Below are 19,188 nucleotides of genomic sequence, written 5' to 3'. Positions count from 1 at the left end.
ATGAAAGCCAAACTGGGGATAGCCCCGATAGCCTGGTGGAACGACGATCTGCCGGAACTCTCGGATGATGTGAGTTTGGAAGAATGCCTGCGTCAGGCCTCCATTGCCGGTTTCACCGGCATGGAGACGGGACGCCGCTTTCCGATGGATATGGGGGAACTCGGGCCGGTTCTGAATAAATACGGAATTTCCGTCTGCGGCGGCTGGTTTTCAGGCCAGTTGCTCGACAGCGATATTGAGGCGGAGAAAGACCGTATCTCCCAGCAAATGGCGTTCTTCATCGCCGCGCGCGCGCCCTGTATCGTCTATGGTGAGACGGCGCGGTCAATTCAGGGCGTGCGCTCTGCGCCGCTTGCAACCAAACCAAAGCTGGACGAGGCCGAAATGGCGGCTTATGGGCGCAAGATGTCGGATTTTGCCGACTGGTGCGCCAGGCAGGGCATGCCGATTTCCTATCACCACCATATGGCGGCAGCAGTCGAGACGGAAGCCGAACTTGACCTGTTCATGAAGCATTCGTCAGTGCCGCTGTTGTTCGACGCCGGGCATATGGCTTTCGCTGGCGGCGACGTCATGCGCGTGATCGACAATCATCACGAGCGCATCAGCCATGTCCACACCAAGGACATACGCTGCGCGGTGGTGGACGGGCTCGACCGAACCCGGGAAAGCTTTCTCGACGCCGTCATCAAGGGCGCGTTCACGGTTCCAGGCGATGGTGATTTGAACTTCGAAGCCATCGTTGGGGCTTTGATGGGCAAGAATTATGAGGGATGGTTCGTAGTCGAAGCGGAGCAGAATCCGGTTGCCAATCCGCCATTGGAGATGGCGCGTAAGGGTCACATGGAGTTGCAGCGCGTTATGGCGGCGGCGGGATATGAGGTTGTAAAATGAACAGGATCGAAGGAAAGGTCGTCGTTGTCACCGGTGGCACGCAGGGACTTGGCGCGGCTGTTGCCCGGCTCTTCTCGCAGGCCGGCGCGGCGGGTATCGCCATTATCGGGCGCGGCGTCGAAAAGGGACAGGCGGTCGCAAAAGAGATCGCCGAAGGCACTGGTGTTCCTGTCGAGATGATTGCAGCCGATCTGGCTGATATCAACGATGTGCGCGGCATCGTTCCCGCCGTTGACGAGCGGTTTCGTCGGGTAGACATTCTGGTCAACGCCGCTGGCCTGACCGATCGCGGCAATCTGCTCAACACCACACCCGAACTTTTCGACCGCATGTTCGCGGTTAATACGCGCGCGCCATTCTTTTTGATGCAGGATGCCGCCAAGGTCATGATCCGCGAAGGGATCGAGGGCCGCATTGTGAATATTGGTTCGATGTCTGGATTGGTTGGACAGCCATTTCTTGCTCCCTACGCCGGTTCCAAGGGCGCGCTGGCCACGCTGACGCGCCATGCCGGCTTCGCCCTGATGCGCCACCGCATCCATGTCAACCAGTTGGATATCGGCTGGATGAACTCGGACCATGAGCGTGCGCTGGTGCTGTCGGAAACCGGCGACCCGGATTTCATCGACCGTGCGGCCACGCAAAAGCCGTTCGGTCGCATTCTCGATCCTGCCGAGGTCGCCCGCGCTGTCCTTTGGATGGCGTCGGACGATAGTGGCATGATGACCGGCGCAGTGGTTCCCTTCGACCAATCGGTCCATGGCGGTTACGACGACGCGCCGGTTCCCGCCAGCAAGCTGGAGGCATGATGATGCGCACCATTAAGGGCCCCGGCGTCTATCTGGCGCAGTTCGCGGCGGACGACGCTCCCTACAATACGCTTCCTGGACTGGCGAGATGGGCCGCGGACAAGGGTTTTAAAGGCGTGCAGATTCCCACATGGGACACGCGCCTGATCGATATGAAAAAGGCGGCGGAAAGCGACGCCTATTGCGACGAGATCAAGGGCATGCTTGCCGATTTTGACTTGCAGATCACCGAATTGGCATCGCATATCACCGGGCAGCTTGTCGCTGTGCATCCGGCGCACGACACGATCATGGACAGTTTTGCACCTGAGCATGTTCGGGGCGCTCCGGCGGCACGGCGCGCGTGGGCGGAAGAACAATTGCGCTTTGCCGCCCGGGCCTCGAAGCGGCTCGGCATTGACCGGCACGTCACCTTTTCCGGCGCGCTGCTCTGGCCTTATCTCTATCCCTATCCGCAATGGCCCGAAGGGCTGATCGAGGAAGGTTTCGATGAACTGACGAAACGCTGGATGCCGATCCTGAATGACTTCGACGCACATGGCGTCGACGTCTGCTACGAGATTCATCCGAGCGAGGACCTGCATGACGGCCATAGCTGGGAGTTGTTCCTCGACAAGGTTAAGGAGCATCCCCGCGCCAATTTGATGTATGATCCGTCGCACCTCGTTTTGCAGGCGCTGGATTATCTGGCATTCATCGATCATTACCACGACCGGATCAAGACGTTTCACGTCAAGGACGCGGAGTTCCGCCCCGATGGAAAGTCGGGCGCTTACGGCGGTTATCAGCCTTGGTCGAAGCGGGCGGGCCGGTTCCGTAGTCCTGGCGACGGTCAGGTCGATTTCGGTGCGATCTTCACGAAGCTGACGACCTACGGTTTCGACGGCTGGGCTGTGCTGGAATGGGAATGCTTCGTCAAAAACCCCGAGGACGGTGCCGCTGAAGGCGCGAAATTCATAGCTGATCACATCATCCGCGTTTCCGATCGCGCCTTCGACGATTTTGTCAAGTCGGGGGCCAATCGCGGCGCGAACCGGGCTATGCTCGGATTGGAGGAAAAATGAGCGCTCAACGCGTATTGCGTCTTGGTATGATCGGTGGAGGGCATGGTGCCTATATCGGCAACATCCACCGGCTGGCGGCGCGGCTCGACGGCCAGTGGCGGCTGGCTGCCGGAGCTTTCGACGTCGATCCCGTCCGGGGACGGGAATTCGCCATCGCCCAAGGGCTCGACCCAGCGCGTAGCTACGGGACCTATCAGGAATTGATTGCCGGCGAGACGGCGCGGGACGACCGGGTCGACGCGGTCGCCATCTGCACGCCGAATTTCACGCATTACCCGATCGCCAAAGCGCTGATTGAAGCGGGCTTCGACGTCATCTGTGAAAAGCCGTTGACGGCGACGTTGGACGACGCCATGTCACTGGAAAAGCTCGCGCGCGAAAGTGGGCGCTTCGTCGGTGTGACCTACACCTATTCCGGCTATCCGATGGTGCACGAGGCTCGCGTGCGGGTGGCACGCGGCGAGATCGGCGACATCCGCACGGTGCAGGTGGAATATCCGCTGGAATGGATGGCGACGGCCATTGAAAAACAAGGAAACGCGCAGGCCGCATGGCGTACAGACCCTAAAAAGAATGGCCGCGGTGGCTCAATCGGTGACATTGGTACCCATGCCTATCATCTCGCAGGCTCCGTGACCGGGTTAAAGCTACAATCGCTGACGGCGGATCTCGCCACCTTCGTCGAGGGCCGCGCGCTGGACGACAACGCCCATGTGATGATGCGCTATGAAGGCGGCGCGCGGGGCCTTTTGTGGTCGTCGCAGGTGGCGCTCGGCAATTCCAACGGCGTGCGCCTGCGCGTGTTTGGATCGAAAGGCTCCTTCGCATGGTTTCAGGAGCAGCCTAACGAATTGATCTATGCGCCTCTTGACGGGCGCGTGCAGGTCATAAAGCGAGGGGCCGACGATTTGTCTGAAGACGCTAAATTGCGCAGTCGTACACCTCCCGGTCATCCGGAGGGGTATTTGGAAGCCTTCGCCAATCTCTATGCGGGCTTCGCCGAAGCAATCCTGGCGAGGAGCGAAGGTCGAGAGCCCTCCCTGCTTGGTAAAAACCTACCGCTTGCTTATGATGGGCTGAAGGGTGTCGCCTTTGTAGAGGCCGTGGTCGATAGCAGTGAAGCCAAGGATTGTCACTGGATCACGCCAGTTGCGATTTAAGCGGATGGACTGATGGGTATCAAGCGATGTTCGATCTGAACGATGCACGTTTCAAGCCGCTCTGGTTGCGGGTAATGTTGGTTGCCATTTGCTTTGGCTGGGCTGCATTTGAGTTTGTTAGCCGCAGCCCGGGATGGGCTGCAATCTTTGCTGCGATAGGTGCATGGGCCGTCTGGGGTTTCTTCATTAATTTCCATCCAGATGGGAAGAATGCGCCGGAGTGACGAGATCGTATCAAGGCATCAAACACACGATAGAATGCGCCAATACGGATATATTTGAGTTATTATCTGTAGCCTCCGCTGCGCGAATGACTGCTATTGTGAGGTGATTGTTACCGCGGATCGGGTGTCGATTTGTGCGGCTTACCGTCAGGGCTGGATCAGTGAATAAGGTCACGATTCTTGACTGGCAATCAATGCGTCACGCGCTTTTCAGATTCTCGGAGAGGCAAATACCTTTCACACTGCCGGACATAGCTAGAATAACATGCACACGGCATCAACTGTGCAAATATAGTTATGTCCGAAGAGCGCTATAATCGGATTCGCATTTGAGGTTGATCGCTCAAATAACGCTAGGCCTCCTCCGCTGCTTTCACAGGACGAGTGACGCGATAAATTTCTTCTAGGCTCATCATGTTCGTGAGGTCCACGCTCATGGAACTCTGATGTCCAAAAGCGCCGTGCATCTGGCACGTATGAGCAGCAGCTTCTGCTGCTTGCCGAAGGATAGTTTCGGGCTTCAGGTCGCTCAATAAGCCGACAAGGACATTGGCGATATAGGTGTCACCGGCTCCGAGCGTATCGAGGGCGTCGACGGGTTTGGCCGGAACCTCGAAAACACCGGTGTCACCGGCGAGGATAGCCCCTTCGATGCCGCGAGTGACTAGACTCCAGCGAGCGCCAGCGGTGCGGACACTCATAGCTAACGCAAGTGCCTCCTCACGCGAACCTCCACCGGCGGAGCAGGCCATCAGAAAACAGTGCGGTGCTATTTGGGCGATGCGGGCAGGGTCTTGTACGGTGGCAAGATCGTAGGACACTTTCGTGATCTCGGCAAAATGGGGCAGCCAGGCGTCGACATGGCTTGAACGGCCGGTGTGAATGGCGTCGAAATCCGAAAGTCGAGCAATATCGGCCCTCGACGGTGCGATAATCGAGACACCAAGATTGGCGCCGACGAATACGCGATCGCCATCTTGCGTCTCAATCACGCAATAAGCCGTTTGCCCAGACACCACGCGTAGCGAGGAGACGTCCACCCCTTCTTCGATCAATGCGCGCCGGATCAACCGCCCGGCGTCATCATCGCATACGGCACCCACATAGGCAGTTTCGGCCCCGGTACGGCGCGCAAAAACGGCATGATTGACGCAGTTTCCGCCTGGAAACATCAGGTTTCGATCACGGTAGCAGTCAACGACATTATCGCCGAAGGCGAGGATTTTGACGGGACGGGGCATTAGACGAGCTCTCCTGAGAAGAAACTGAGAGCGTTCTCATTTATAGGGCTGTAGCGAAAAAGGCAAATGGTTTCCTTCACCGGGCGATGAAGAGCCGAGAAACTGCGAGGAGATAAGCGGACGTGCTGGCGTCCGTTAAAACAGGCACGTCCGCATGCGGAACACTAATAGATAACTGGGCGACTGCCGTCATGCATCAGCATGCGATGAAGGTCTTCTTGCTCGATTTTGCGGAATCAGCGTTGTGCGACAGAACCGCGCTCGATCAGTTCCGCCGGCATAAGAACGGTGCGTGGCGGATAATCCTCGCCGCGAATGCGCTCAAGGAGCATCCGTGCAGCGGCTTCCCCCATGGCAAGGCGCGGCTGCGCAACGGTGGTGATGCCGGGGCGATGAAAACTCATCCAGTCAAGATCGTCGAAGCAGATAAGCGAAATGCTCTCGGGGATCGAAAGCTTCATTTCCGCGAGCGCACGCATCGTGCCTTCCGACATGGTGCCGTCTGTTGTGAAGAGCGCCGTCGGTGCTCCGGAAGTCGCCATTAAACCGAGCACAACAGCCTGTGCAGCGAGCGCTGAATAGCTTCCGGCTCGGAGCGTCAGGCGTGGGTCGACAGGCAGACCTTCGATCCGATGGGCGCGAATATAACCGAGCAGGCGTTGCCAGCTGGGATAGAGTGTTTCGCTTTCGATCGGATCACCCGAGATCGCCCGAGCGAGGAAGGTTTCCAAACCACCACCTTCTTCATCGACAAGTTCAGCGACGATGCCGATCCGACGGTGTCCGGCAGCGATCAATCGGCGTACAGCAATTTCAGCGGCTGTGACGTTGTCGGTTGCAACTCGGTCCACCACCAAGCCGGCGACTGCACGGTCGATGAGGACGAGAGGGACGCCCATAGCTCGCAGATTATGCAGATGTCGCGCTTTGCGCGTATCGCTGGGAGTGACGATCAGCCCGTCTACCTGCTTTCGAGCAAGTAGCTCGACCGAATTAACTTCCTTGGGCTGGGCTTCATCGCTATTGGTAATCAACAGACCAAAGCCATTGGCTTCCGCGACGTTGGAGATGCCACGCAGGACTGAAGCGTAGAAGGGGTTCTGAATGTCACCGGCCACGACACCAAGTGTGCGGGTCTTGCCGGTAATGAGACTACGCGCCAGTGCGTTGGGCTGATAGCCCAGGCGCTGAGCTGCCTTGAGGACCTGTTCCTTCTTGTCTTCGCTGGTATAACCATAGCCGCCGAGCACACGTCCCGCGGTCGCCGTGGAAACCCCTGCTGCACGCGCAACATCGGCAATCGTCGCTTTGCTTTTCGGAGCCAATTGGCAATTCCTCTCACATTTATCACTCGCCGATCTGAGAATAGTATCATACGTGGCGTTGGAAAACGACATATCTGCTTAGGTGTTAGCAGATCATCACCGGTTTTCAATGGCCATAAGCGCAATGCTTTGATAAAACGGTGCTTGACGGATGGGTTATGTCCGTGTCTCTTATATGAGAACGTTCTCTAAACTTTTTCAAGGGGAACCAGAGGACGCAGATGCGAACCCATCGGGTTAGCCACAACAAGGAGGACGTCATGTTTAAATCCATTCTCGCCGGATGTGTCCTGAGCACGGCATTGGCAATGCCAGCCATGGCCGACGCCATTCCTGCGTTGCACGATGCGCTAACGCAGGAATACAAGGACAACGGTATCAAGGCTGCAGTTTTCAATGACTGGGCGCCGGACGAATATCAGGATGCTGATGGCCAACTCAAAGGCTGGAGCGTCGACATAGCCAAGGAGATGCAAACACGCCTTGGCGTGCCGTTCACCTTCGAGGGCACGAGTTTCGATGCCATTATCCCTGGGCTTCAATCCAAACGCTTTGACGCAGGTTTCGCTTCTTTCGGTACCACGGCTGACCGCTTGAAAGCGCTTGATTTCGTGTCGCAACGGAGAATAGGAACTTCGTTTGCCTATCCCGCGCAAAGCTCGCTTGATATCAAATCCGCAGCCGATGTCTGCGGTCTGACGGTAGCTGTTCTCAACGGTTCGTGGGACATAGGTCTCTTGGAAAAGCTGAATGCGAATGAATGCAAGGACAAGCCGGTGCTCATGCAGACGCATGGCACACAGGCGCAGGCCGAACTTGCCGTGCGCTCTGATCGCGCCCAAGCCACGGTAGGTGGTTCAGTCAAGCTGACCTATATGGCAAAACAGACCAGCGACATGAGGGTGTCCGAACTGGTTTTGTCGCCGGTGAACAGTTGCATCGGCGTGCGCAAAGGAGATCCGCTCGGCCAAGTGCTGACGAACACGATCCAGTCGATGATCGACGACGGCACCTATGAGAAGATCATGGCCAAGTGGGGCCTGAACGACAACGGGATGCTAAGTAAGGCATTGTTGATTACTGAAGAGAACCCCGCCGATCTCTAAGGCGTCCGGCTTCCGGAACAAAAGCCAAATGGCGGCCCGCGGAACCGTGGGCCGGCTCCGCAAGGTTGAAGAAGAGCAGCAAGGAATTAGGATGTCTGAAAAACCACTGCCACCGCCCTCAATCCACGAGACAAAGCCTATCGCGGTGCCAAGGATCGGTCATTGGATCGGTGGCGTGGCGCTTGCCATTCTTGCAGTCGTCTTCTTGCAACTATTGTTTACCAACAGGAACATGCAGTGGAGTGTGGTTGCTGAATATATGTTCAGCTCCGCCATCCTCTCGGGTCTGGGTATGACATTGCTACTCACCGTGCTCGCCATGGTACTTGGCCTTGCCCTCGGCGTGGTGCTGGCTATCATGCGCCTTTCAACCAGTCCCATTTTTCGGTCGGTCAGCTGGGGCTGGATCTGGTTCTTCCGCGGTGTGCCTCCGTTGGTCCAGATGATTTTTTGGTATAACCTTGCTCTGCTCCTGCCAGAACTCTCAATTGGCATCCCGTTCGGCGGGCCGAAGCTCCTCTCCTGGAACACCAACCAGCTCATTACTCCTTTCAGCGCTGCCATCATGGGGCTTGCCTTTACTGAAAGTGCCTATGCCGCTGAAATGATCCGCGCGGGCATTCAGGCCATCAACATCGGCCAGACTGAGGCAGCCGCGACGCTCGGTATGACGCGCGGTCAGACGCTTCGCCGCATCGTGCTGCCGCAGGCATTGCGTATTGTCATTCCACCGATTGGCAACGATACGATCTCGATGCTGAAATTCACTTCGCTCGTCTCGGTACTCGCCTTGCCAGACCTGCTTTATTCGGCCCAGATGGTTTATGCCCGCACCTATCAGACGGTGCCGCTGTTGCTTGTAGCAACCATCTGGTACCTCGTGCTTACCACCATATTGACCGCCATCGAACATGCGGTCGAGCGCCGGCTGAAATCCGAACATCGTGCTGGAGCGAATTCCGGCGGTCTCTTCCGTTTCTTCGCGCGGCAGCAGGAGACCTTATCATGAATAACCAGACCAATGCTCAGCCACTTCTGAAGGTGGAAAAGCTACGAAAAAGCTTCAGCGCACATGAGGTGCTGCGAGGCATTGATGTTGCGGTAAACCGCGGAGATGTGACCTGCATCGTTGGACCGTCCGGCTCGGGCAAGAGCACGCTCCTCCGTTGTTTGAATTATCTCGAAAAGCCTACATCTGGCGCTATTTTCCTCAACGGCGAACCAGTAGGCGTGCGCTGGAAAGGCGCGAAGCTTTATGAAATGAGCTTCAATGAACTCGCCCGTCAGCGCCAGCGTATGGGGATGGTGTTTCAGGGGTTCCATCTCTTTCCACACAAGACCGTACTCGAAAACGTTATAGAAGCGCCGATTCTCGTGAAGCGAGTGCCGCGTGCTACCGCCATTCAAGAAGCGATGGTTCTTCTGGAGCGTGTCGGCATGAAGGAGCGAGCAAACTATTATCCCGTTCAGCTTTCAGGAGGCCAACAGCAGCGAGCGGCAATCGCCCGTTCTCTGGCAATGAAGCCCGACGTGATGCTTTTCGACGAGCCGACTTCAGCGCTCGACCCGGAACTTGTAGGCGAGGTTCTTGCCGTGATGCGTCAGCTCGCTGATGATGGTATGACTATGGTCGTCGTCACGCACGAAATGGGATTTGCTCGCGATGTCGCCGATCACCTGATCTTCATGGATGGAGGAGTCATTGTGGAACAGGGAAAGCCGGCGATCGTGTTGACGCGTCCGCAACATGAACGTACGAGAGCATTCCTGGCACGGGTTCTGGCTGATGCGTAACGCATTTTCGGAACCTATGTGAAGCGTCTGCATGACCAGAAGAGGGTTGAAAATGGTAGATGCGTTTCCGCCGATGGTACCGCGGAAACGCTTAATTGTCAGCTCAAGGTATGGGATAAGGCGGAGGCTGTGAAAAGGTCGAGATGGGCACCGCCATTGTTCTTGAACACGGTAATCTCATCTACGCTGGTTCGGCCTGCCTTTTTACCTTGCATCAGCTCGAAAAGATCGGCTTTGACCGCATCCCAGCTGATCGTACCCGACGCGACCGCTTGCGAAAGATCGCCACCACCCTGCATGTTGTTGCGGCTGTCGACGAAGATTGTGCCGCGTGCAAGGGCAATGTCGTCTGCCTCGCGAAGGTGGGGAAGGTAGGCACCTACGAGGTCGAGGTGGGTGCCCGGCCGCAGGAACGCACCCTTGATCAACGCCTTATCCGACATGGTGACGCAGGATATGACATCGGCACAGGCGGTGGCGTGGTCGAGATCATCGCTAACGACAGCGTCGATGCCTTTTTCCCGCAACCGGGCTGCAACGGCCTCAGCACGTGCCGGAGTGCGATTCCAGATCGTGACCTGTCGTAGGGAGGGTCGCGCCGTCAGATGCGCCTCGGCAAAATGCGGCGCGAGCGCGCCAGCCCCGACGACCAAAAGTTTTTCGACATTCGCGCGGGCGAGGATGGTAGCACCTAAGGCGGAATCGGCTGCGGTTTTCCGCGCGGTCATTGCCGCACCGTCCGCTACGAGAAGCGGCCCGCCGGTCGTGCCGTCGAACAGCGCTACCAACCCCTGAACTGCGGGCTGGGGAGGTGTAAGGCCTTCATTGTGCGGAAACACGCCGACCATCTTCACGACGACAGGGCCATTGGGCGCCCAACCGGGCAAGGTGACGAATTGGGCATTGCCGCCAGCGGGATCTGACTGCACGATGACATCGCAAGCAGGCACCGGCCCGCAATGAGCCTTGCGCAAAGCCTCGATCAAAAATGTCCACGGAAGCGCCGCGTGAACGGAAGTGGCATCGAATACATGCATGTCGAACCTTTCAGGTCTTGATCGTGTAGCTGACCAGATGGCTTGGAGTGACGAGTTGTGACAGGGCGAGCGGGCGCCCTTCGGAATCGGTGACGATTTTCTCGATCCTGTAGACGGGTTGTGTGGCGGTGACCGAAAGGATGTCGCGTTCAGCCGGTAGTGCAAGGCCGACATCAATCTGCCGCTCCGCGTGGGCAGGCACAATGCCAGCCTTGTCGCGCAACGCGGAGAAAAAGGAACCGCCAGCCGCAACAGGCTCGATCACCTCGGGAAAACGGCTGGGATCGAACCAGAGCGTTTCGAGCGTCATCGGTCGATCGTTATCCTCCAGCAGCCTTTCGAAACGCACCAGCACCTGTACGTGCAGACGCTCGCGAACGGCAGGTGCATCGGGATTATCAGTCCGTGACAGAATGCGATGACTGGCCTTTCGGCCAAGCCCGTCCATCGTTTCGGAAAAGCCTGATAGGGAAATGAGCGTCTGACGCACCTTGCGCGGCATGATGACAGTACCGCGCCCCTGCTGCCGTTGCAGCAGCCCTTCGGCGCATAGATCGCCTATTGCTCGCCGAAGAGTGATCCTGCTGACGCCGTAAAGCGACATCAGCTCGGGTTCGGCGGGCAGGAAGCTGCCCACCGGGAACTGGCCGGTTTCGATACCGGTCATGATCGCGCGCCGGACCTGTTCATAGAGCGGCAAAAGCTTCGATTGTTCGTCCATCCGCCCCTTCCAGGCTCAATCAGTAGGTGATCTTCTTCATGTAGCGTCGCGCCGCAAGCATTTCATGCTTGCGTAGGTCAGCAATCTTATATGCGAAACGCCAGAGCGTGTCGAAGAAGATCAGCGGCACGACATTGCCCCGGAAACGTGGGTCGATACCGGAGAGATCAAGCTTCTCAGCGTCGAGAACCAGGATGTTCTCAGGCGAGCCGAACCGATGCAAAAATTCGTCTGCACGTTCTTCAAGCGCCCGGGTACTATCGAGCCCCTTCATCAAGATGAAGGCGCGGTTTTTGTCCAGCACTTCGAAGGGGCCATGGAAGAACTCGTTGGCGTGAATCGCTTGGCTGTTGATCCATTGCATTTCCATCAGCACACAGATGGCAAAGGAATAGGCCGCACCATAGCTCGCCCCACTGGCCACCGTATAGATGACGTCTTCTTTGGCAAAGCGCGGGGCATAATCTTCGAACTTTGGTGCGAACGTTACCTGAGCGCGGTCAATCGCGGGCTGCAAGGCCGAAAGGCTGCTGATGAGCGTTTCAGTGAGATCCTCGCCGCCAGTCAGGGCAACAAGGCCCATGATGAGCTGGTATATTCGCGCGTAGTTGCTGTCCTTCGCCTCGATCGCTACGCCGGTCGTATAAGGCGCTTCAAAGCCGACGACGTGATTGACGGCTTTGGCAAGCGGAGAAGAGGGCTCTACAGTCAGTCCAATGGTGGTGGCGCCTTTAGACCTGGCGAATTCAGCGGCGGCCGTGGTTTCCTTCGTGGTGCCGGTCATCGAACACAAAATCACCAGCGAATTCTTGTCGAGCGAGCGCGGCGCGCGGGTGAGGAATTCGGCGGCATTATAGACATCCGAAGGCAAGGTTGAATGTTGGTCGAGGAGGAATTTTGCCGGATGCATGATCGACAGGGAGCCACCGCATGCGATGAAGAATACATGCTTCACCGACTTTGCGTCGAGCGCAGACAAGGTGGCGGCGACGCCGGCATCAAAGGCGGAAGGGAGGGGCATAGGATGTACCTTTCTATATGACGTTATAATACGTATTATAGACATGGTGGCGACGTCAAGCGGGTCTTGACACCGCGGTCGAAATTTTGCGAACGTTCTCACATATTGAGGCCTGTTGCTACGACTGACGGGAGTTGAGCGTGAGAGATATTTACGACACCGTAGTTGTCGGTGGAGGCATCATCGCCGCAGCTGCAGGTCAACACCTAGCAGCCGCAGGCTATCGCACGTTGCTAGCCGAGCAAGGCGATTACGGTGCAGGCACTTCCAGCAAGACTTCGCGTCTTCAGCATTGTGGACTTGGTTATCTCTCCGCCGCTAGTGGCTCGATCGCAGCGTTTCTCGCCCATCCACGTAGTGCATTGGATTGCTTGGGTCTCATGCGGCGCGCGATGCGGGGACGAGCGGAATTCGTGCGACTTGCGCCCGAGCGGGTGAAGCCCATTACCTTCATCGTTCCGCTGACGCCGGAAAACGCTATCCCACGCTGGAAGGCGCAACTGGCCTTTCGCCTGATGGCGGCCAGCGACGGCGGCCAGGTGCCGCTCAACCTTCGCATCCTGTCGGCTAAAGACGCGCAGATGCACCCAGCGCTTCAGGGCATGGCAGGGCTTGAAGATATTCGCGGGGCGATGTGTTTCACCGAATATCAATATCATTGGCCAGAGCGCATCGTCGTTGATACGATCAATAAGGCACGCGCAATCGGCATGGAGGCGCTGAACCATACGGCGGTGACGGCGCTGGCGCGACAAGGCGATCTCTGGCGGGTGACGCTCGCGGCCGCTGATGGATCTCGCGATATTCTGGTTCGGGCGGTCGTGAATTGTGCCGGCGTCTGGATCGATAAGGTCACTGCTTTGGCTGGGGTGCCACATATCCGAAAGAACATCGGTGAAAAAGGCACCAATATCGTCGTTCAACTGCCCGAGAGACTGCGCGGTCTCGGCTTCGAGACCGTGACCGAGGCGGGGGCACCCTTCTATCTGATCCCTTGGGGTGAGCTTCATTATGTCGGCCCTTGGGATTCCGTTTCGGATTACCGGCCGGAAGGGTTTCGCGCGACGGAGGCGGAAATATCTGCCGTTCTTGATCAACTCGGCCGCCTGTTTCCAAGCTTCGGCTTGAAGCGCGAGGATGTGGTATATGCATGGGCCGGCGTGCGGCCGCGCAGCCTTTCCGGGAACGGCAGAAGCGCCACGCCTTCTGTCCGCGAGCACGACCTGACAGATGATGGCCTGCCAAATGTCTTTACCTTCACCGGCGGTTTGCTGATGACCCACCGCGATGCCGGACGGCGATTGACGCGCGCTGTTCGTCGTCGACTGAAACCATCCGGCTCGTCACATCCGCTCGATCCACCATTGCCCCCGTCTCCGGATATGAATCGCGTCACCGAAGCCTCCATCGCTTATGCCATCCTCAACGAGCAGGCGCGTTCGCTGTCGGACATCCTGCGCCGTCGTCTTTCTGTCGGCTGGGAGCCGGATCTCGGCCGGCGCCACGCGGAAAGGGCGGCAAAACTGGCCGCACCACATCTCGGATGGACAAAGGAAGACGAGGCTGTCCAGGTTGCCGCTTTCTTCGAAGAGACAGTGAGAGAATTCGCTCTTCGGACGTCTTGAACCCCCAACAAAGTGAAACTGTTTGCGCCGTGAACAGAGAACGTTCTCATAAATGGATAAGAATCGCCGCACGGACGGCTAATGGAGGAATACCGATCATGCCACTGGATGAACGCAATATCAGCGTTATGAATTTTCACTATATACGACATACGATGGACCGATTTCTGGCCGATGTCTGCGATGCTGGTGTCTCGCGCATCGAGCTTTGGGCCGCGGCTCCCCATTTTTATATCGGCGACAAGACCCTCGCCGACGCGCGGGCCTTGCGGCAAAAAGTGCGCGGCATGGGGCTCGAGATTGTGGCCTTCACACCGGAGCAATGCATCTATCCCATCAATATCTCGGCTAAGGAACCCGAATTGCGCGACCGTTCGCTGCGCTATTTTCTGGAATCAATGGAATTTGCTACCGAATGTGGAGCCCCGGCTCTTCTGGTGACCGCTGGTGGCGGTTACCGCGACGAACCGGCCGAACAGGCATTGGCACGTTGCGTAGATTCCATGGGCATCCTCTGCGATCGTGCTCAGAAGCTCGGTGTCGATCTGTGGATGGAGTCACTGCCGGATGCCTTTGCCAACATCATCCGATCGGCACGTGAAATCCGCCAGCTGATGGACAAGCTCGGCAGTCCAGCATTGCATGCGGTGTATGATGTCGCCGGCGCAGTGATGACCCATGAGACGCCACAGGATTATTTTACCCATCTTGCTGGCCGTGTCGCCCATGTTCATTTCACCGATTCCGATGCTGGCGGCAGCCATCTTGCTTGGGGCGAGGGCATCATCGATCTTGATCAGCTGGTCACCTATCTGCGGAGCCAGAATTACGAGGGTTCGTTGACGATCGAACTGACGAACTGGAAATACAACGTCGATCCGACTGCGCCGCTGAAACAATGCGTCGAGGCCATGCGCAAAACCCTCAGTTTGGCATAGGCGGATATGGAGATGGAAGAGAAAAACTTGGTCGCTTCGTCGACAAAAAGGGCCGATCCGTTGCTGATGCCGCTACAGCTTGGTCGGTTGACCCTACGCAATCGGATTATGAGCACCAGCCACGAGACCGCTCTCGACGAAGGTGGTTATCCGCTTGATGCCTATCAGCGCTATCACGAGGAGAAGGCGAAGGGCGGGCTCGCCTTGACAATGTTCGGTGGCTCAGCGCGTGTTTCGGCAGATTCAAGTTGGGGTGGCACACAGCTTGATGTGTCAAGCGATGCCGTCATCCCTGTGTTCCGCGCCTTTTCCGAACGAATCCATAGCCACGGTGCGGCACTCATGTGTCAAATCTCCCATGTAGGCCGGCGGGCTAACGCCACTGTTGGCGACTGGCTCCCAGCGCTTGGCCCCTCCCATTCGCGCGAAGATTATAACCGCAGCTTCGCTCATGAGATGGACCGCCATGATATCGCACGCATTGTACGCGACTTTGGTCAGGCGGCGCGGCGCGCGCGCGCGGGCGGACTTGACGGCATCGAGACGATGACCGGCGGCCATCTGATCGGACAGTTTCTGTCGCCGATGGTCAATCGCCGTACGGATGAATTTGGCGGCTCGCTTGAAAACCGGATGCGCTTCCTGCGCATGGTCTATGAGGAAATCCGACACGAAGTCGGCAGCGATTATCCGGTCGGTATCCGCTACACGATCGATGAAGATCACGAGAACGGCCTGAACTTCACCGAGGCGGTTGCGGTTGCCAACATGCTCGAGCGCGAGGGGCTAGTCGATTTTTTCAACTGTATTTTCGGCCGTTTCGACACGCGTCTTAATCTGCTCGTCTACAACATCCCCGATATGACAGCTGCCTCGGCGCCGTGGCTGCACCAAGTTGGAGCGTTTAAGAAGCATACGGATCTACCGGTCTTCCACGCAGCCAAGATCGCGGATGTTGCAACGGCACGCCACGCGGTTGAAGCGGGACTGGTCGATATGGTCGGTATGACGCGCGCGCATATGGCTGACCCGCAGATTGTCAACAAGCTCCAGGAGGGGCGTGAAGCGCAGGTTCGTCCCTGCGTCGGTGCTTCGCACTGTCTCTACCGTCCGGTGCATTGCATTCATAATCCGGCAACGGGCCGCGAGACCTGGTTACCACAGGTGATCGAACGCTCTCCGCAGGCGGGGTGCAAGGCGGTCGTCGTGGGTGGTGGTCCGGCAGGACTTGAGGCGGCGCGGGTGCTAGCGGAGCGGGGACACAAGGTTGTGTTACTCGAGGCGGCCAATCGATTAGGCGGACAGCTAGTTCTGGCCGCGAAAGCGCGGCTTCGTCGCGATTTGACCGGCATTGTCGATTGGCGCATCGCGGAGCTGAGCCGTCTCGGCGTTGATGTGCGGTTTAATATCTATGCGGAAGCTGCAGATGTTCTTGCCGAGAAACCGAACCTCGTCGTCATCGCGACCGGTGGTGTTCCGGATTTCGGTTCGGTTGTCGGCAGCGATCTATGCCTCAGCGCCTTCGATGCGCTCGGAAACCCCTCGTTACTCGCCGACGACGTGCTGATCTACGATGCCACCGGTCGCCATCCTGCCCCCGCGGTCGCCGTAGAAATTGCAGCCGCAGACAAGAAAGTGACTTTCGTTGCCCGCGACCCCTCTATTGCTGCAGAGATGGAGCATCATTCGAGCATCACCTATCGCAAGGCGCTCGCCGAACAGGAGGTACGCGTGTTGCTGGAATATGAACTGGTCTCGGTAGGCGGACAGACGGGGCAGCGCGAAGTAGTTCTCCGTCATGCGCTGACAGGCCGAGAATTCCGCGAGATCCACGGGCAGGTCATCGTCGAGCATGGCACGCTGCCCGTGAACGACCTCTTCGATGCATTGCGCCCGCTTTCAACAAATGATGGTGTCACCGACATCAAAACCCTGGTTGGGCCAGCTCCGTTGCGCACCCCAACGTCCACCGGCTTTGAACTGCACAGGATCGGCGATGCTGTCAGCAGCCGGTCGGTTCATGCAGCCATGCTAGACGCTCTGCGGCTGGGGATACAGTACTGAAGTGTCTTAATACCTAAGCGGATGCGTCGGCGACGGAGGCGCGCTGTAGAATCTGCGTCTTCAAGATAATGCAACTGGCCTCTGCGATGTTTCGGTTCAACCTATCTGCCGCGTCGCCGAGCGGATAAACAGGCGGACAACGGTGTCGGGTCGTTATCGCGCTTATCCGCTCCGCTGTCAGCGGTCGCTAGGAAGATTGCTGACCACCTTGATCGTACAATTAGAGGATAATGAAATGACAGATACCATCATCTCTTCGGCCGTCATCATCGGCGCCGGTATTTTCGGCGTTTCTACTGGGGTACAGCTTGCTCGTCGCGGCATTCGCGTGACTATCATCAATGACGGTCCGCCGGCGAATGGGGCATCGGGCCGCTCACTGTCCTGGCTAAACTCATCGCGCATGCGTTCGGAGCCCTATCATCGTCTGCGCATGGCCGGAATCGACCGATATCGAACACTCTCGGCGCGCTTTCCGGATGCCAAGTGGCTGCGCTTTAATGGCGGCTTGACCTGGGATGCCGATGATGAGCGCAATGAGATCGATGCCGCTTATCGCCACGAGGTCTCGCTTGTTTATGATGCGCAGCGACTTTCGGCATCCGATGTTGCGCGTGTCACCCCGGGGGTGGCAGCTAATGCGGTAACGCCACAGGGCGCTATTTTCAATCCTGGCGAAGGCTGGGTCGATCTGCCCTCACTTATAAATCTGCTTCTTGAGGAGTTTGCCGCGCTTGGGGGCGTTCTAGTAACGAACCAGGGGCAGGCCCGGATCGTGATTGAAGGTGCTCGTGCAGTGGGGGCTGAAACCGCTGTGGGTAACCGCTTCGCGGCAGATGCCGCTGTGCTGGCGACGGGGCCAGCCGTCCCGCGAATGGTAGCGGAAACCGGACAAACGATGAGTGACAGTACCCTCCTGGCCCTTCTCGTCCAGACAAAGCCGCTCGCTCATCCGTTACGTGCTGTCCTCAACACGCCGCGTGTCGCCGTTCGCCCTGCGCCGGGTGGAATATTCTCGCTGGATGCAGATTGGGCGGCCGATGAAGGCGTTACGGTGCTCCCCAACGGTAGTTATGAAATCGACAATAACGTCGCTTCAACCCTTCTTGCCGAAGCGGCGAAGGTAATGGAGGGCAATCCAGCGCTCGAGCTTGCTTCGATTGGCGTCGGCGAAAAGCCGATCCCCGGAGACGGTGAGCCTGTGATTGGCGCCTTGAAAGCCGTTCCAGGCTATTATGTAGCCTTTAGCCACAGTGGTGCGACGCTCGGCCTCATCGTGGGCGAACTGCTTGCCTACGAGATCGCCACTGGCGCCGAGCATCCCTTGCTGGAAACGTTCCGCCCGGAGCGGTTCTCCTCACGATAAACTCCTTGAAAAAGTAGTTATGAAAAGAACCCGCCGCCAAGGGCGGCGGACGCGATACAGAAATTTTCCTGCTCCGATTGGGAGATTAGGCTCAGGACTCATTCCTTTCTGAGCCAGAAGATCACGGCAGCCGCGAGCTCTATAGCTGCTCGGAACACAATCGGGCAGCGATCGTAACGGGTGGCAATTCTTCGCCAGTCTTTGAGTCTGCCAAACATGATTTCGATACGATTGCGCCGCTTGTATCGGCGTTTGTCATATTTGATGGCTTTCTTGCGGTTTTTGCGCCCCGGGATGCACGGCTTTATCTCTTTGTCTTTTAACCGTTTTCTGAACCAGTCTGCATCATAGCCTCTGTCAGCAAGAAGCCAGTCGACCTTCGGTAACGTCTCGATTAGGGCTGCTGCTCCGGTATAGTCGCTGATTTGTCCCGCCGTGATGTGTAACCTAATGGGGCGACCCTGTGCATCGGTGACGGCGTGCAATTTGGTATTCATGCCACCCTTCGTCCGACCGATCAGGCGTCCATCGCCCCCTTTTTTATCCGTAGGCTTGAAGCCGTGCGGTGTGCTTTCAAATAGGTCGCATCTATCATCACAGTCCTGCCGACCGACGACTTGGAAGACAGGCCTGTCATTAAGCATGGAATAAGGACCCCATTTGAGGGGTTATCGGCATCCGGTAATCCCCCCGGCAATTAATAGGCTTTAAAAGTAGAATTTTCTCGGCATTATTATCGAGGAGATTGTTGATGAAGATAAGCAGATTTAGCGAACCGCAGATTCTTGCGATCCTGCGT

Annotated in this window: 17 protein-coding genes and 1 pseudogene; 12 read left to right on the top strand and 6 right to left on the bottom strand. The window is 57.4% G+C overall.

The features are described from left to right. Genes iolE through OPR82_RS20205 form a run of 5 tightly spaced genes read left to right on the top strand, consistent with a single transcriptional unit; the run spans position 1 to position 4,151 of the window. Entirely contained in the window at positions 1-894 is an 894-nt protein-coding gene (iolE, locus tag OPR82_RS20225) for a myo-inosose-2 dehydratase (RefSeq protein ID WP_265986761.1), read from the top strand. Then, positions 891-1,703, top strand: a complete 813-nt coding sequence (locus OPR82_RS20220) for an SDR family oxidoreductase (protein WP_265986701.1) — start codon at positions 891-893, stop codon at positions 1,701-1,703. Before iolE ends, OPR82_RS20220 begins: the two co-directional genes overlap by 4 nt. 2 nt (positions 1,704-1,705) lie before the next feature. Next, positions 1,706-2,767, top strand: a complete 1,062-nt coding sequence (locus OPR82_RS20215; protein WP_265986760.1) for a sugar phosphate isomerase/epimerase family protein — start codon at positions 1,706-1,708, stop codon at positions 2,765-2,767. After that, positions 2,764-3,927, top strand: a complete 1,164-nt coding sequence (locus OPR82_RS20210) for a Gfo/Idh/MocA family protein (RefSeq protein ID WP_265986700.1) — start codon at positions 2,764-2,766, stop codon at positions 3,925-3,927. Before OPR82_RS20215 ends, OPR82_RS20210 begins: the two co-directional genes overlap by 4 nt. 26 nt (positions 3,928-3,953) lie before the next feature. After that, complete coding sequence (locus OPR82_RS20205) at positions 3,954-4,151, top strand: DUF3329 domain-containing protein (RefSeq protein ID WP_265986699.1); 198 nt, start codon at positions 3,954-3,956, stop codon at positions 4,149-4,151. Between the two features lie 353 nt (positions 4,152-4,504). Here the strand turns inward: OPR82_RS20205 and OPR82_RS20200 are convergent, their stop codons facing one another. Both OPR82_RS20200 and OPR82_RS20195 read right to left on the bottom strand, forming a co-directional pair. After that, positions 4,505-5,392, bottom strand: coding sequence for a PfkB family carbohydrate kinase (locus tag OPR82_RS20200; RefSeq protein WP_024899102.1), 888 nt, complete (start codon positions 5,390-5,392; stop codon positions 4,505-4,507). Positions 5,393-5,628: 236 nt separating this feature from the next. Next, complete coding sequence (locus OPR82_RS20195; RefSeq protein WP_024899103.1) at positions 5,629-6,717, bottom strand: LacI family DNA-binding transcriptional regulator; 1,089 nt, start codon at positions 6,715-6,717, stop codon at positions 5,629-5,631. A 260-nt stretch (positions 6,718-6,977) separates the two neighbouring features. Here OPR82_RS20195 and OPR82_RS20190 point away from each other — a divergent pair, with 260 nt between their 5' ends. From OPR82_RS20190 to OPR82_RS20180, 3 genes are all read left to right on the top strand, one after another. Further along, on the top strand, positions 6,978-7,823 hold the full coding sequence (locus OPR82_RS20190) for a transporter substrate-binding domain-containing protein (protein WP_024899104.1): 846 nt from the start codon (positions 6,978-6,980) through the stop codon (positions 7,821-7,823). 91 nt (positions 7,824-7,914) lie between these two features. Next, the gene (locus OPR82_RS20185; protein WP_024899105.1) at positions 7,915-8,832 is read left to right on the top strand and encodes an amino acid ABC transporter permease; all 918 of its coding nucleotides are present in this window, start codon (positions 7,915-7,917) and stop codon (positions 8,830-8,832) included. Further along, entirely contained in the window at positions 8,829-9,617 is a 789-nt protein-coding gene (locus OPR82_RS20180; RefSeq protein WP_024899106.1) for an amino acid ABC transporter ATP-binding protein, read from the top strand. Before OPR82_RS20185 ends, OPR82_RS20180 begins: the two co-directional genes overlap by 4 nt. A 98-nt stretch (positions 9,618-9,715) precedes the next feature. Here the strand turns inward: OPR82_RS20180 and OPR82_RS20175 are convergent, their stop codons facing one another. The 3 genes from OPR82_RS20175 to OPR82_RS20165 are packed head-to-tail and all read right to left on the bottom strand — an operon-like array spanning position 9,716 to position 12,396. Beyond that, on the bottom strand, positions 9,716-10,654 hold the full coding sequence (locus OPR82_RS20175; protein ID WP_024899107.1) for an ornithine cyclodeaminase: 939 nt from the start codon (positions 10,652-10,654) through the stop codon (positions 9,716-9,718). 10 nt (positions 10,655-10,664) lie between these two features. After that, the gene (locus tag OPR82_RS20170; protein WP_024899108.1) at positions 10,665-11,375 is read right to left on the bottom strand and encodes a GntR family transcriptional regulator; all 711 of its coding nucleotides are present in this window, start codon (positions 11,373-11,375) and stop codon (positions 10,665-10,667) included. Positions 11,376-11,394: 19 nt separating this feature from the next. Then, the gene (locus OPR82_RS20165; RefSeq protein WP_024899109.1) at positions 11,395-12,396 is read right to left on the bottom strand and encodes an SIS domain-containing protein; all 1,002 of its coding nucleotides are present in this window, start codon (positions 12,394-12,396) and stop codon (positions 11,395-11,397) included. 140 nt (positions 12,397-12,536) lie between these two features. On the opposite strand from OPR82_RS20165, the gene OPR82_RS20160 reads away from it, so the two are divergent. The 4 genes from OPR82_RS20160 (at position 12,537) to OPR82_RS20145 (ending at position 18,389) form a co-directional block, all read left to right on the top strand. Further along, positions 12,537-14,021 carry an FAD-dependent oxidoreductase gene (locus OPR82_RS20160; protein WP_024899110.1) on the top strand — a complete coding sequence of 495 codons (1,485 nt, stop codon included), beginning with the start codon at positions 12,537-12,539 and terminating at the stop codon, positions 14,019-14,021. A gap of 98 nt (positions 14,022-14,119) precedes the next feature. Beyond that, a complete protein-coding gene (locus OPR82_RS20155) occupies positions 14,120-14,959 on the top strand; it encodes a sugar phosphate isomerase/epimerase family protein (RefSeq protein WP_024899111.1) in 840 nt (279 codons plus the stop codon). Positions 14,960-14,971: 12 nt separating this feature from the next. Beyond that, positions 14,972-17,023 (top strand): NADH:flavin oxidoreductase, encoded by a 2,052-nt coding sequence (locus OPR82_RS20150; protein WP_024899112.1) that lies wholly within the window; start codon positions 14,972-14,974, stop codon positions 17,021-17,023. 235 nt (positions 17,024-17,258) lie between these two features. After that, the gene (locus OPR82_RS20145; RefSeq protein WP_024899113.1) at positions 17,259-18,389 is read left to right on the top strand and encodes an NAD(P)/FAD-dependent oxidoreductase; all 1,131 of its coding nucleotides are present in this window, start codon (positions 17,259-17,261) and stop codon (positions 18,387-18,389) included. 98 nt (positions 18,390-18,487) lie between these two features. Here OPR82_RS20145 and OPR82_RS20140 read toward each other — a convergent pair. Beyond that, positions 18,488-18,990, bottom strand: a pseudogene (locus OPR82_RS20140) (IS5 family transposase); the annotation flags it as partial. Positions 18,991-19,188 lie beyond the last annotated feature (198 nt).

The organism is Ochrobactrum chromiisoli (assembly GCF_026241335.1).
GTDB lineage: Bacteria > Pseudomonadota > Alphaproteobacteria > Rhizobiales > Rhizobiaceae > Brucella > Brucella chromiisoli.
The sequence above is the reverse complement of the archived record's forward strand: the minus strand, read 5'-3'. Positions and strand labels throughout refer to the sequence as shown.

What these genes read in the sequence shown, in the direction of transcription:
- iolE (WP_265986761.1), top strand. Translation starts at nt 1, where the DNA reads ATGAAAGCCAAACTGGGGATAGCCCCGATAGCCTGGTGGAACGACGAT.
- OPR82_RS20220 (WP_265986701.1), top strand. Translation starts at nt 891, where the DNA reads ATGAACAGGATCGAAGGAAAGGTCGTCGTTGTCACCGGTGGCACGCAG.
- OPR82_RS20215 (WP_265986760.1), top strand. Translation starts at nt 1,706, where the DNA reads ATGCGCACCATTAAGGGCCCCGGCGTCTATCTGGCGCAGTTCGCGGCG.
- OPR82_RS20210 (WP_265986700.1), top strand. Translation starts at nt 2,764, where the DNA reads ATGAGCGCTCAACGCGTATTGCGTCTTGGTATGATCGGTGGAGGGCAT.
- OPR82_RS20205 (WP_265986699.1), top strand. Translation starts at nt 3,954, where the DNA reads ATGTTCGATCTGAACGATGCACGTTTCAAGCCGCTCTGGTTGCGGGTA.
- OPR82_RS20200 (WP_024899102.1), bottom strand. Translation starts at nt 5,392, where the DNA reads ATGCCCCGTCCCGTCAAAATCCTCGCCTTCGGCGATAATGTCGTTGAC.
- OPR82_RS20190 (WP_024899104.1), top strand. Translation starts at nt 6,978, where the DNA reads ATGTTTAAATCCATTCTCGCCGGATGTGTCCTGAGCACGGCATTGGCA.
- OPR82_RS20185 (WP_024899105.1), top strand. Translation starts at nt 7,915, where the DNA reads ATGTCTGAAAAACCACTGCCACCGCCCTCAATCCACGAGACAAAGCCT.
- OPR82_RS20180 (WP_024899106.1), top strand. Translation starts at nt 8,829, where the DNA reads ATGAATAACCAGACCAATGCTCAGCCACTTCTGAAGGTGGAAAAGCTA.
- OPR82_RS20175 (WP_024899107.1), bottom strand. Translation starts at nt 10,654, where the DNA reads ATGCATGTATTCGATGCCACTTCCGTTCACGCGGCGCTTCCGTGGACA.
- OPR82_RS20170 (WP_024899108.1), bottom strand. Translation starts at nt 11,375, where the DNA reads ATGGACGAACAATCGAAGCTTTTGCCGCTCTATGAACAGGTCCGGCGC.
- OPR82_RS20165 (WP_024899109.1), bottom strand. Translation starts at nt 12,396, where the DNA reads ATGCCCCTCCCTTCCGCCTTTGATGCCGGCGTCGCCGCCACCTTGTCT.
- OPR82_RS20155 (WP_024899111.1), top strand. Translation starts at nt 14,120, where the DNA reads ATGCCACTGGATGAACGCAATATCAGCGTTATGAATTTTCACTATATA.
- OPR82_RS20150 (WP_024899112.1), top strand. Translation starts at nt 14,972, where the DNA reads ATGGAAGAGAAAAACTTGGTCGCTTCGTCGACAAAAAGGGCCGATCCG.
- OPR82_RS20145 (WP_024899113.1), top strand. Translation starts at nt 17,259, where the DNA reads ATGACAGATACCATCATCTCTTCGGCCGTCATCATCGGCGCCGGTATT.